This window comes from Roseibium sp. RP-7 (genome assembly GCF_053005225.1).
In genome coordinates this window covers 1,221,310-1,234,703 of the sequence record NZ_JBRKQA010000001.1, presented here as the reverse complement: position 1 = coordinate 1,234,703, position 13,394 = coordinate 1,221,310, and the positions used below count along the sequence as shown (strand labels likewise).

Genomic DNA, 13,394 nt, shown 5'->3' with positions numbered 1-13,394 from the left:
AATAGTCAAGTTAGAACCACCAACAAAAACAACCTAAAGTTTAAATCACGCCGCAGCAGTTGATCTTTTCATTTTACCCACTTCCTCAACGTTGCCTGAACTAATTTTCCAGAATCTACATTTCTTGTTGATAATCAATGCAAAGACAGCAACAAATGACCTGTCCAATACACATCACATAATCAAAAATCACTGAGTGCACGAAGCAATTATGACAATTCAGGCAACGCTGTTTTCATTTGTGAACCGTTGGGAATGTGACGAAAACGATCATCTGAACGTCCAGTTCTACTTCAGCCGCTTCGAGGAAGCAGATCGCCAGTTCCGGCTGATGACCGGCTTGAGCGAAACCGTCGTGGGGGCTCGCCGGGTGCGCCACGTGCGCTACCACAAGGAGATGCGCACGGGAGACCTGATCACGGTTCACTCCAGCATCGCCTTCGACGGCCCGCATATGCTCACTGTCATTCACGAAATGCGCGACGCCGCCACGGGAACGCTTTCAGCAACAGCTCTCGACGGATATGAGCCGAGCGCCAGCGCCGCGAAGACCTTGCGCCAGCGCTTCCGCGACTTCCAGACGCCAATGATTGCAGAGGCCGGACCAAGGGGGATTTCCGCCGGACCGGCAAATGCGCGCGCGACGCTTGCGGCCCTGCAGTCGAAAGGCGCCCAGATCGTCTATCGGGGGACCGTTTTGCCACGCGATATCGGTCCGGACGGCAAGGCCGATGACAGATTTGCGCTGTCCTGCTGCACGGACGGCGTAGCCCATGTCTGGCAGCGTACGCCGATGACACACGCCTATTTGACGGAAAACGGTTTCGGCCGGGTGGCCGTTGAAATGAAGCTGACCTGGATCACACCGCTGAAGACCGGCGACGCAATGCTGGTGGTTTCCGGCTTTACCGGCGTCAATCCAAAGACCTTCTCGATGCGCCATCACCTGTTTGAAACACGGACGAACCGTCTCGCCGCCGTCCTGGATGTTGTCGCGCTGACGATGGATCTGACCAGGCGTGTTGCCGTGGAACAGCCGGATGAAGCCTATCAGAGCATCAACAAGATGCTGATCGACTGACGTCTCCGGGCCAAGGAACTTTGCCGGACACAGCGTGCCCCTGGCAGGGACACGCTATTTTTTAACCTGACTTCAGGCGATCAGTTGGCTTCGCCTTCGAAGTCCTTCTGCAGATCGCGAACCATGCCAAAGAAACGACGCATGGCGCTTTCTGTGAAAGTCAGAACCTTTTCCAGTTCCTCATCTTCCTCGGTTGTCGATGGGCTGCGTCCACCCTGACTGGAGCCGGGTGCTTTTGGGCGATCAAGTGCGGAACCGGGTGGCAATTGCTTGTCGGACTTTACGCCATTGCCTTCCAGCTCCTCCACACGGGCGGTCAGGCGATCCACTTCACCGGCCAGCTCGTTGATTTCAGCAAGATAGGCATCTTCTGCCAGCGGCACCGGATTGCAGCGCCATGCGTCGCTCTGCTCCTTGCAAATGGAGACGGTCCCGTTCTGCCGGTCCACCCTGAGGATATCCTCATCCACCCTGACCAGGGAAAAGCGGTCCGCCTGTCCCTTTGTCACTGCGTCTGCGGTTTCAGGGGAGACGCTGTCCTGGGCGACAGCTGCCGGGGCCAGAAGAACAGCCACGGCCAGCCCGCTGAACACGGGAGCCAGATATTTGTTGCGGATCGTCATATTGCCTCTCCGGTTGCCGGCCTCGCGCTTTCGCACCCCAGGCATTTCAGTTGAAACAGGGGCACAAGCGTCTGGCCGTTTGTATCTTGCCATGGGTGCCATATTTCCATGGCCAAAGCACGACTTAAGGGCGGGTTTTCAAAAGCGAGTTGTCGAACACCGAATTACCCTTCTTCGCCTGGCAACATTGCCTGAAGCGTTTCCAGCCTGTCGGCCTCAGCCGTCGGCTTGTCCCAACGCAGCCTGGAAATGCGAGGAAAACGCATGGCTACACCGGACTTGTGCCGGGTGGACCGGTTGAGTCCTTCAAAGGCGACCTCCAGCACAAGCCCCTTTTCAGCGCTATGAACGACTTCCCTCACCGGTCCGAACCGATTGATGGTGTTGTTGCGCACGTAGCGGTCGATTTCACGCAATTCCTCATCGGTAAAGCCGAAATATGCCTTGCCGACCGGAACCAGCTCGGCTCCCGCCTCCCCGTCACGCCAGACACCGAAGGTATAGTCGGAATAGAAGGATGAGCGTTTGCCGTGGCCGCGCTGCGCATACATCAGCACGGCATCGATCAGGTAGGGTTCCCGTTTCCACTTGAACCACAATCCCTTCGGCCGGCCGGTGACATAGGGCGCATCCCACCGCTTCAGCATCAAGCCTTCAACGGCCTCGGCGTCGGCAGGAGGCAGATGGGCATGGGGATCGGCGCGCGCGGAGGTGATTTCCTCCCATCCGGTTACCTTCACCATGGGCGACAGATCGATGCTTCCCTCCGGCAATCCGGTGATAAAGGCTTCAAGCGCCTTGCGCCGTTCTGCAAACGGCAGCTCCCTCAAATCGGTTCCGCCGACACTGAGCAGGTCGTAGGCACGGATCGCTGCCGGGTATTCGCGGATCAGCTTTGGCCCGGCGGTCTTGCGGTTGAGGCGTTTTTGCAGATCTGCAAAAGGACGCACCTGACCGTCCGACACCACCAGCAATTCGCCATCAATGCAGGCGTCGAATGTCAGCAAATCCAGAATATCGGGAAAGGCCCTGGATATGTCTTCACCGGTCCGGCTGAACAGGCGGCGTACGCGGTCGCCACGCGCTGTCAGACCGGCTGCCGCCTGAACGCGAATGCCGTCCCATTTCCACTCGACCGCAAAGTCCTCCGCGTCCAGAAGCTCCGTGTCCCTGTCCTCGTCCAGGGGGTGCGCCAGCATCACCGGCCGGAATGGTGCGGGATCGGATGTTTGCGGTTGTCCGGCCAGTCCTTCCGCCCAGGCAAACAGTGCTTCATAGGGTGGCTCCAGCCCGTGCCAGACCTCTTCTACGGAAGCAACGTCCAGTCCACCGAGCTTCGCCACGGCCGTTTTCGCAAGGCGCGCAGATACCCCAACGCGCAAACCGCCCGTCACCAGTTTCAAAAGGGCCCATCTGCCGGTCTCATCCAGCGTGTCCAGCCAGTCGGTCAGCAAACCGGGCACTTCGCTCTTTCCGGCCCCTTCCAGCCGCTTGACCACTTCGGACAGGCTGGGGGCAGCTTCTTTCAGGGCAACCTCTCCGTTTGCAGCCTGCGGCCACATCAGCGCAATGGTCTCGGACAGGTCACCAACAAAATCATAGGAAAGCGCAAACAGCTCCGGGTCCGTCCGCTCGCCGATCAAAGCCCTGAGCAGGGCCGGTTTGGCGTGTTTGAAACTCAGCCCGCCTGTCAGTGCGGCTAGGGCAAAGCCCCGGTCCGGATCCGCGACCTCCTGGAAATAACGGATCAGGAGCGCTTCCTTGGCGAGGCGCCTGGGTTCCAGCGAAAGCCGGTCGAGCAGATGGGAAAAAGCCAGCATAAGCGCTATACGAACCGCGAAAGCGCCCGGACTGCAAGCTCTTACGTCATAGACAAAAAAATTCAGCTTACCATCTCAATGCGGGCTGAAAGCTAACACCGGCTCCAGGCAGAGTTCAATTTAGCAACGGCATAAGATAATTGGTCAACACCCCACAAGATGACCGGCTACGAGGAACAATAGCGCGCTTGTGTCATCTCTCGGCATCTGGCGCACTGTGTAGAAACGCTGCTGTTTTTGCCAGCGCACCACTTTCACGCCTGAAAAATGCGGGATGGACGGCAAGGAAAAATGCCTGTATAAGCCGCGGCCATCCATGGGCCGATGACTGGATGGCCCTATCCGGTAGACTGCTGACTGGCATGCAGAAGATCCGGAGCAGTTGAAAGATTTCTATGACCGATTTGACTTCTCTCGCCCCGGCGCTGAAGGCCGCGCTGGCGAAACGTGGCTATGAAAACCTCACCTCCGTGCAGGAAAGCGTTCTAAGCGACGCTCCGCCGGAAGCCGACCTTCTGGTGTCTGCGCAGACCGGGTCCGGCAAGACCGTTGCCTTTGGCCTCGCACTTGCCCCGACGCTGCTTGACGGCCAGGACAGTCTCGGCCAGGCAGGCGCTCCCATTGCGCTGGCCATTGCCCCGACCCGCGAACTTGCCCTTCAGGTGAAGGAAGAACTGACCTGGCTTTATAATGAAGCCGGTGCCGTAACGGCCTCTTGTGTCGGCGGCATGGACCCGCGCACCGAACGGCGGACGCTGGAACGCGGTGTTCATATAGTCGTGGGAACGCCTGGCCGCCTGCGCGACCATATCGAACGTGGCGCACTGGACCTGTCGGAGATCAAGGCTGTCGTGCTCGACGAAGCCGACGAGATGCTCGACATGGGCTTCCGCGAAGACCTGGAATTCATTCTGGATACCGCGCCGCAGGACCGGCGCACGCTGATGTTCTCAGCAACGGTTCCGAAGCCGATTGCAGAACTCGCCAAGCGCTTCCAGAAGGATGCCGTTCGCCTGTCGACCATCAACGCTCGCGAACAGCACGGCGATATCGACTACGTCGCGCATCCGGTTGCCCCGAACGAGCGCGAAAACGCCATCATCAACGTGCTGCGCCAGCATGAAGCGGAAAAGGCAATCGTCTTCTGCTCGACGCGTGAAGCTGTCAGCCGGCTGACATCGCGCCTTGCGAACCGCGGTTTCTCCATCGTGTCACTTTCCGGCGAACTCAGCCAGGAGCAGCGCTCCAGCGCACTGGCCGCGATGAAGGACGGCCGCGCCCGTGTGTGTGTGGCAACCGACGTTGCCGCACGCGGTATCGACCTGCCGAACCTCGATCTGGTGATCCACGCCGACCTGCCGACAGGCAAGGCCGCCCTGTTGCACCGCTCCGGCCGTACGGGCCGTGCCGGCCGCAAGGGCACCTGTGTGCTCATGGTTCCCTTCCCGCGCCGCCGCCAGGCAGAGCGCGTGCTGCATTTTGCCGGCATCACGGCGACCTGGAAGGGTGCTCCGACCGCCGACGACATTCGTGCCAAGGACAAGGAACGGCTTCTGGCCGATCCCGCACTCAAGGTGGAACTGGAAGAAGAAGAACTGGCGATCGCGAACGAGCTGCTTGCGCTTCACAGCCCGGAACAGCTTGCTGCCGCCTTCGTCAAGCTGCGTCAGTCGCGTCTGCCCGCTCCGGAAGAAGTCTCCGATCTCGATGAGACCTCGCTTCGAGGCAGGGACGCCGGCTCGCGCGGCGGTCGCAACGCGGAAATCACCGGCAAGTTCGAAGACGGCATCTGGTTCTCGCTGTCGCTCGGCCACCGCCAGCGCGCAGAACCGCGCTGGATCCTTCCGATGATCTGCCGTGCCGGTCACGTCACCAAGAAGGAAGTCGGCGCGATCAAGATCTTCCAGAACGAGCTCTACTTCGAAATCGCCGGCAGTCATGGCCAGCGCTTCGCCGATGTGGTCAAGCGCGAAGGCACGGGCGAGGAAAATGCCACCATCACACTGCTTGATGCACGTGGCGGAAAGATCCCTGCCCCGCCGAAGGAGGACGGCTTCCGCCGTGATCGGTCCGACCGTTCCAGCCCGCCCAAGCGCCGTCCGCGTGGTGCAGATGCACCGGATTATGAAAGCCTCGGTGCCGAAGACAGCATGAAATCCGGCCGGCCGAAGCGCGAAGGCAGAGGCAAGTTCGACGGTCCCAAAGGCAAATTCGACGGGCCGCGCGGCAAGTTTGACGGACCTCGTGGCAAATCCCGCCGCCGGTCCGGTGACGACGATTTTGTGCCGCACCACCCTGCCTACGAGCCTCTGAACACCAAGGAACTGGCTCGCGACCTCGACGGCGGCGACCGCGCTCCCAAGCGCAAGGAACGTGCCGCGGATGGCCCGGACGGCGATCGGCGCAAGCCGCGGACCCGGTCGGCTGCCAACTCCGCGCCGCCAAAGAAAAAGGCCGCAAAGAAAAACAAGCCGTCGCGCGCCGAGCGCAAGGCCTCGAAAACAAAGCCCTGACAGAAAGCCGGTGACCCGTGTCACCGGCTTTTTTTCATTTGAACCGGTCTAGGTCTGTCCCGTCTTGCAGGTATCCGGCGCAGGCGCGGATGAACCAGCATCGGGCTGGACGATGACAGTGTCCTTGTGCTCGTCATCGGCCAGAAAGCTGTTCTGGAGGAAGCTTCGCGACGAGGGAGAGGCATTCTTGTTGCCTTCTATCACTGTTCCCTCTATCGGCCGGTTCAGCATTTTTGCCCGGAACGGACTGCCGAGATAAAGGTATTCGAAGTCTCCCACAAACAGATTGTCCCGGACCGTGTTGCCGTCGTCCTCGATCCGGATGCCCGTGACAAGGTTCTCGAAGCAGTTGTCCTGGTACGTGTTGTCTTCGGCGAAATCCTCGTAAAGGTGCAGCTCCATCGGAAACGGCCATCTGGGAGCAAGCGCGTTCTTGTCGACAAAACCGGCGATGAGTTCCGGGTTGAAGTGATACCCCAGAAAAGTGTCGGACTGCCCCCATGGGCGGTCGCCCATCATCGGGGCCAGTGAAACCGGACTGTCGTAAGGGCTCTTGTCGCCGCAATCCCACATCACCAGATCGCGCGCCTGGCGCGAGGCAACCCAGATGCCGATGTCCATGTTCCGAAAGACGTTGCCGCGGATGACATTGCCGTCCGATCCTTGCAGGCGTGGTCGGCTTTCCGGGTTGGTGGTGTGGAACTCCCAACAGTTCTTGTAGTGAAAGATGCCGCCGAAAGCGTTGCTGTCGAAGATGTTGTTTTCGATCAGATTGTACGCGGATCCATCCACGGACAGGCCTTCGCGGCGGGTCGGGCCGATGCGCCGGATACCCTTGTTGGTGAAGAGGCCATTGTTGCGGATCAGATTGCCGGAAACGACGTTCTTCTGCGACCCATGCTCCAGATAGATGCCGACATGATGACCATCGGCAACGATGGAATTACGGATCGTCGCACCGACGACGTAGTGATCGACAAAGACGCCCGTCATGTAGGACTTGGTGATGGTCAGATGGTCGAGCACAACTCCTTGGGACGAATTTGCCCGCGCCTCGTCCCGCGCCGCCGCGTCATCCGGCGGCGTTTGACCTTCAATCAGGATGCCGCCGGTATCGTCGAGGCGACAATCGCGAATGGTGATGTTTTTCAGGCCTGGCCGAATGGTAATCCCGCGCCGGTGCATGCCCGTGATGGTGCCACCGCGGCAATCCAGCAGGATGTTGTCGGAGGAGATGACGACCGGTTCCGTATAACGGCAATCGGTCTCCAGCAACACCTTGCCAGGCGTCATCTCCGGAAGTGTGCAGGCTCGCAAGGTTTCCGGTGCTGGCGTCAATGCCCCATAGATAGCCTGCGTTTCGCCCGCTGCGGTTCCCGACAGGACCGAAAGCAGGCAAAGGATCGGCAGGGCAAGGCACCCTGCCCTCCGGCCCGTCGTTCTATTCATTGACGATGCAGGCAATAACCCAATCCGCTCCGTCCTGGATAAGCTGATAATGGCAGGTGAACTCGAACACGGCTTCGCCGTCCGCCGTTTCCTGGCTCCAGTCGAGGGTCACCAGTGCGACCGAGCCGCTCACGTGGCTGGATACGACGTGAAAGTCCGAATGGGACACGCCTTCCTTCTCCAATGCCTGAAGGAGCGCTTCGATGTTCTCGATCAACTCCTCGTCGTCGTTGAAGACATGCCCCTTCTCGTGCTGCCAGATGATGGTCGGCAGGGCGAAGCAGTCGCAGATCCTGTCGATGTCATAATCGTTGAAGCCGGCCTGATAGTCGTCAAAGAGCTGTGCAATCGCCTCTTCGGCTTCGCCGTTGGCACCAGCCCCGGCGCCGTTTGTCTGGCCGTTGCCGGCACCTGCAAATTCACCGTCGTCCGCCATGACTGCCTCTCCCCCAAAAGGAAATAAATGCCGCAATTTCGCGTGGGCCGGATCAGCCTTGTGCGGCCCGCGCAACGTCGGCGTCCTCGCCGTCGTCATAGCCTATCATATTGAGCGGACGGGCGTTTCGTCCATTCAATTCGCACCAGTGGACAAGTGCCTCCTCCGCGCCATGGGTCACCCAGATCTGCTCGGCACCCGTTTCCAGAATGGTGCGGCAAAGGTCGTCCCAGTCGGCATGGTCGGACAGGATCAGAGGCAACTCTGCCCCTCTTTGACGCGCCCGCGCCCGAACACGCATCCACCCCGAGGCCATTGCCGCGACCGGGTCGCCGAACCGGCGGGACCAACGGTCCGAGAGCTGGCCGGGCGGACACATGACGATTTCACCGGCAAGCTCCTTGCCGCGCTGGCCGACAGGTTCGACATCGCCAAGTTCGATCCCCTGGCTTCGGTAATAGGCCGTCAGCTTCTCCAATGCGCCGTGAAGGTAGACCGTCTTTTGGTAACCGGCCGCCCGCAATTCTGCGAGAACACGTTGCGCCTTGCCGAGCGCATAGGCACCGACCAGATGGGTCTGCTCCGGAAACAGCTCCAGCGACGACAGCAGCTTGGCAATCTCCTCTCGCGCCGGGGGATGACGAAACACCGGCAGACCGAAGGTCGCCTCGGTAACGAAGGTATCGCAGGGCACCACTTCGAAAGGCGCGCAGGTCGGGTCTGCCTGCCGTTTGTAGTCTCCCGATACGACGGTTCGCCGCCCGGCAGATGACAGCAGAACCTGTGCAGAGCCAAGTACATGACCTGCAGGGTGCAGCGAGATCTCGACATCCCGAAGCTTCAACGTCTCGCCATATCCGATCGCCTGCACCGATCCGCAGAAGTTCTCGCCATAGCGGATTGCCATGATGTCGAGGGTCTGGCCCGTTGCCAAAACCGCGCCATGGCCCGAACGTGCATGATCTGCGTGGCCATGCGTGATGACCGCCCTTTCGACCGGGCGGACGGGATCGATATGGACACCTGCTTCAGGACAATAGAGGCCTTCGGGTGTCAGCGTCAGTAGATCGGACATCCGTCGCTAGATAGGTCTGATTTGCGGATGTGCCATGGCCATTCGGCGAAAAGGTCACATGGCCATGGCGTCGTGGTTCACTGGCAAGTGGCTCACTGGCAATAGGAATACTCGATACGGCAGCCGCTTGCGCCGCTGTTCGAGCACCAGCCCATGGCAAAGTTCATCGCTGCCTGCTCGCTGTCGCCAGCGCCAATACCGTTGCTGGAAGGCGAAACGGCCAATGCATGGCACCTTGCCTGGGTGGCGTCCGCAATCCGGCATTGATTGTTGCCGCAATATTGCATGGCGAATTGTTCCGCGGCTGCCCTGGTGGGGGCAGCGCCATGACCAAAGGCTCCGCCAGGTGCCAGAGCAAACGCCATCCAGCCACCACCGAGTTGCTGAGCCACTTTCGTGGCCGGCTGCGCAGACGCCTGCGCACCACAAGCTTGATAGACACCGGCAATCTTCGAGCCGTTGGAGCACATGATTCCGCCCCACTGGAAACCGCGCAATCCGCTGTCGGCCACAACTTCAAACCAGTCGTAGCCGTCCATTCGAACACCACTGTTTTTCAGGATGGTGACCCAGGTCCCCTCCGAAAGGCTGCCGACCTGCGCGAAATTCGTTCCCGGACCTGCGCGCAACTTGCCCCCCCGAGATTGGCCCTGGAGATTCAATTGCGTTTCATTTTTTCCAACAGCGTTGCTTGCCTGGCTCTGGCCGATGGAATCTGGCGCCGCTATTTCGCAGTTATGCGACACATCGCCAAGCCAGAGTTCAGGAACGGCTTTAGCCTGCTCAAAAGAGATTTCCTCGTCATCGTTGAAGTAACCACCCCGCCCGTCCGGCACCAGGATTGTCTTGCCGTTGATATCCTCGAGAATTGCGCGTCCCTCTTCCGGGATCGTTTCAATGAAGACGAACTCATTGCCGAGTTTGCAACGGTAATTGAGGCTTTCCGAAGCATTTGCGCTTCCACCAGCAGACAGAACGATTACCGACAAAAGTCCCATAAATACCAATGTTTTCAAAAGAACCTCCCCTAGGTCATATTCGCGCAGAATTGACCAAAGGTCACCTGAACACAAGCTGAACAATCAAGGAACATTCCCCCTCGCCTTTCACCCATCCCTGGCCTAAAACCAAAGCCATGGACGTGCAGTTGCTACCAAACAGATTCCAAAGCTGGTTTGCCTCGCGGGGATGGGCTCCAAGGCCCCATCAGCTGCAACTGATCGATCATCTGCAACAGGGCCATTCCACGCTGCTGATTGCGCCGACAGGCGCCGGCAAGACCCTGGCCGGGTTCCTGCCAAGCCTGGTGGAACTGGAAGCGCGGGGCAAAAGAAAACCCGGTTCCGTGGGCAATGGCATCCACACACTTTACATCTCGCCGCTGAAGGCACTTGCGGTCGATATTGCCCGCAACCTGGAGGCTCCGGTTTCGGAAATGGATCTTGCCGTCCGGCTGGAAACCCGCACCGGTGACACACCCTCTCACAAGCGCCAGCGGCAAAAGCTCAATCCACCGGACATTCTGCTGACCACGCCGGAACAGATTGCCCTGCTCCTGTCGGATCCAGCCTCGGCACGGATGTTTGCCTCGCTTCGAACCGTCATTCTGGACGAGTTGCATGCGCTGGTGACCTCCAAGCGTGGCGACCTCTTGGCACTTGGCCTGGCACGGCTAAGACGTCTTGCCCCGAACCTCAGGACCATCGGGCTTTCGGCGACTGTCGCCGAACCGGATGACCTGCGCGCCTATCTTGTCGATCAGCCCAATCCGGACGCCCGGGCGCTGTCTCATGTCGTTGAGGTCGCCGGTGGCGCCAAGCCCGACATCTCGATCCTGGAGAGCGAAGAACGCGTTCCCTGGTCCGGTCACTCGTCGCGTTATGCCATTGCCGACATCTACAAGCTGATCAAGGCACACAACGTATCGCTGCTGTTCGTCAACACGCGCAGCCAGGCCGAAATGGTGTTTCAGGAACTCTGGCGCATAAACGACGACACGCTGCCGATCGCACTGCATCATGGCTCGCTTGATGTCGGCCAGCGGCGGAAAGTCGAAACGGCCATGGCCTCCGGTGCCCTGAAGGCCGTGGTTGCCACCTCTTCGCTGGATATGGGCATCGACTGGGGCGATATCGATCTGGTGGTCAACATCGGTGCGCCGAAAGGGGCCAGCCGCCTTGCCCAGCGGATCGGCCGTGCCAACCACCGCATGGACGAACCTTCCAAGGCGGTTCTCATTCCTTCCAACCGGTTCGAGGTGCTCGAGTGTCAGGCCGCCCTTGCCGCGTCGATGCGCGGCGACCAGGACACGCCGCCGCTGCGCCAGGGTGCGCTGGACGTGCTTGCCCAGCATCTGCTCGGCCTTGCCTGCGCAGACCCGTTGGATGCAGTAGATGTCTTTAATGAAATACGGTCCTCTGAAACCTACAGGCATCTCGACTGGGAGACGTTCGAGCGGGTGCTCGATTTCGTCGCCACCGGCGGCTACGCACTGAAAAGCTACGATCAATATGCCAAGCTGCGGAAAGGCCAGGACGGGCTTTGGCGGATTTCCCACCCGAAGATCCCGCAGCAATACCGGCTGAATGTCGGCACCATTGTCGAAGCCCCGATGCTGAAGGTGCGGCTGGTGCGCTCCAAGGCTTCCGGACGAAGGACGCCCGTTGGCCGGGGCGGCCGGGTTCTGGGTGAGATGGAAGAGTATTTTCTGGAGCAGATGGCGCCGGGCGACACGTTTCTTTTCGGTGGCGAGGTCGTGCGTTTCGAGGGCATCCGCGAAAACGAGGCCTATGTCTCGCGCACCACGTCGGACAATCCGATGATCCCGTCCTACATGGGCGGAAAGTTTCCGCTCTCCACCTATCTCGCTGAAGGCGTCCGCACGATGCTGGCGACACCCGAGAGCTGGAAGGCGCTGCCCGAACAGGTGCGCGACTGGCTGAACATCCAGAGGGAGAAATCCGTCCTGCCTGCAAGGGACGGCTTGCTGGTGGAGACGTTTCCGCGCGCCAACAAGCACTACATGGTCTGTTATCCGTTCGAGGGACGATTGGCGCACCAGACACTTGGCATGCTGCTGACCAAGCGCCTGGAGCGGCTGGGTGCGAACCCGCTCGGCTTCGTCGCCAACGACTATGCGCTTGCCGTCTGGGGCCTCGGAGACCTGTCTCTGCTGTTTTCTTCCGGCAGAATTCCTCTCGACCGATTGTTCGAGGAAGACATTCTCGGCGACGATCTGGATGCCTGGCTCGCCGAATCCAGCCTCATGAAACGTACGTTTCGTAATTGTGCCGTCATTGCCGGTCTGATCGAACGTCGCCATCCGGGGCTGGAGAAGTCGGGCCGGCAGGTAACCGTATCCTCGGACCTGATCTATGACGTGCTGCGAGCCCATGAACCAGACCACATATTACTCAAGGCAACCTGGAACGACGCCGCCGAAGGACTTTTGGATATCTCGCGTTTGGGGGAACTTCTTGCCCGGATCCGAGGACGAATCACGCATACTGAACTCCCGCACGTCTCTCCCCTCGCCGTGCCAATTCTCCTGGAAATAGGGAAGGAACCGGTCTACGGGGAGGCCATGGACACGCTGTTGGCAGAGGCCGCCGAAGAACTCGTACTGGAGGCTATGGAATGAGTGCCCTGACATCCCATTTGCGCAAATATGCTGCTGCGCCGGTATGTCATGACATTCAGATCAATGGCCAGCTGGTCGGTCTGCACGACAGCGGGATCTTGTGGTGGCCGGACGAGTCCACCCTGATCGTCGCGGATCTCCATCTTGAAAAAGGGTCCAGCTACGCCCGGCGCGGCGTGATGCTTCCGCCCTATGACACCGGAGCAACGCTGGAGAAACTTGCCGGCGTAATCGATGCCTTCGATCCGGCTTGCGTCATTTGCCTTGGCGACAGTTTCCACGATCCCGACGGCTCCGACCGGTTGCCGGCGCCCTACCGCGCGATGCTGACGACCCTTCAGCTCGGCCGTGAATGGATCTGGGTCACGGGAAACCACGATCCGATTGCACCGGTGCGCCTGTGCGGTGTAACGGTTGACGAAATCACCATCGGACCGCTGACCTTCCGGCACGAACCAATCGAGAAGGTCGGCTCCACGTCGACCGCAGGAGAAATCTGCGGACATCTGCATCCGGCCGCCCGCGTGCGCCGCTTCGGCCGCTCGATCCGGCGGGCCTGCTTCGTGACCGATGGCACCCGTCTTGTCCTGCCCGCCTTTGGCGCCTTGACCGGCGGGCTCAATGTCACCGATGAAGCCTATGGCATGCTCTTCCGGCGACGGCAGTTTTCCGTTTTCATGCTCGGTAATGACCGCCTGTTCCCCTTCACTGCCAGCCGTCTGGTCGGGGACTGACACTTCATCTGCCGCTTGTGCTC

General features: G+C 59.9%; 10 protein-coding genes. 4 read left to right on the top strand and 6 right to left on the bottom strand.

The window, feature by feature from the left end; translation table 11 throughout:
- Window positions 1–211 precede the first annotated feature (211 nt).
- Entirely contained in the window at window positions 212–1,081 is an 870-nt protein-coding gene (locus ACVDG9_RS05625) for a thioesterase family protein (protein WP_023001760.1), read from the top strand.
- An 80-nt stretch (window positions 1,082–1,161) separates the two neighbouring features.
- Here ACVDG9_RS05625 and ACVDG9_RS05620 read toward each other — a convergent pair whose 3' ends face one another.
- Entirely contained in the window at window positions 1,162–1,704 is a 543-nt protein-coding gene (locus ACVDG9_RS05620; protein ID WP_447237460.1) for a hypothetical protein, read from the bottom strand.
- 164 nt (window positions 1,705–1,868) lie between these two features.
- Window positions 1,869–3,524, bottom strand: coding sequence for a cisplatin damage response ATP-dependent DNA ligase (locus ACVDG9_RS05615; protein ID WP_447237459.1), 1,656 nt, complete (start codon window positions 3,522–3,524; stop codon window positions 1,869–1,871).
- 395 nt (window positions 3,525–3,919) lie between these two features.
- Between ACVDG9_RS05615 and ACVDG9_RS05610 the strand changes: the two genes are divergently transcribed.
- Window positions 3,920–6,037, top strand: coding sequence for a DEAD/DEAH box helicase (locus ACVDG9_RS05610; RefSeq protein ID WP_447237458.1), 2,118 nt, complete (start codon window positions 3,920–3,922; stop codon window positions 6,035–6,037).
- Window positions 6,038–6,085: 48 nt separating this feature from the next.
- On the opposite strand, the gene ACVDG9_RS05605 is transcribed toward ACVDG9_RS05610, so the two are convergent.
- The 4 genes from ACVDG9_RS05605 to ACVDG9_RS05590 all read right to left on the bottom strand — a co-directional run bounded on the left by ACVDG9_RS05605 (window position 6,086) and on the right by ACVDG9_RS05590 (window position 10,013).
- On the bottom strand, window positions 6,086–7,486 hold the full coding sequence (locus ACVDG9_RS05605; RefSeq protein WP_447237457.1) for a right-handed parallel beta-helix repeat-containing protein: 1,401 nt from the start codon (window positions 7,484–7,486) through the stop codon (window positions 6,086–6,088).
- Window positions 7,479–7,922, bottom strand: a complete 444-nt coding sequence (locus ACVDG9_RS05600; protein ID WP_023001766.1) for a DUF6841 family protein — start codon at window positions 7,920–7,922, stop codon at window positions 7,479–7,481. The genes ACVDG9_RS05605 and ACVDG9_RS05600 overlap by 8 nt, the downstream gene beginning before the upstream one ends.
- A gap of 52 nt (window positions 7,923–7,974) precedes the next feature.
- Window positions 7,975–8,997 (bottom strand): ligase-associated DNA damage response exonuclease, encoded by a 1,023-nt coding sequence (locus tag ACVDG9_RS05595; protein WP_447237455.1) that lies wholly within the window; start codon window positions 8,995–8,997, stop codon window positions 7,975–7,977.
- A gap of 92 nt (window positions 8,998–9,089) precedes the next feature.
- Window positions 9,090–10,013: a DUF4189 domain-containing protein gene (locus ACVDG9_RS05590; protein ID WP_447237454.1), complete on the bottom strand. Its 924-nt coding sequence runs from the start codon at window positions 10,011–10,013 to the stop codon at window positions 9,090–9,092.
- A 119-nt stretch (window positions 10,014–10,132) separates the two neighbouring features.
- Between ACVDG9_RS05590 and ACVDG9_RS05585 the strand changes: the two genes are divergently transcribed.
- Window positions 10,133–12,637, top strand: a complete 2,505-nt coding sequence (locus tag ACVDG9_RS05585; protein ID WP_447237453.1) for a ligase-associated DNA damage response DEXH box helicase — start codon at window positions 10,133–10,135, stop codon at window positions 12,635–12,637.
- Window positions 12,634–13,371 (top strand): ligase-associated DNA damage response endonuclease PdeM, encoded by a 738-nt coding sequence (pdeM, locus tag ACVDG9_RS05580; protein ID WP_023001770.1) that lies wholly within the window; start codon window positions 12,634–12,636, stop codon window positions 13,369–13,371. Before ACVDG9_RS05585 ends, pdeM begins: the two co-directional genes overlap by 4 nt.
- Window positions 13,372–13,394 lie beyond the last annotated feature (23 nt).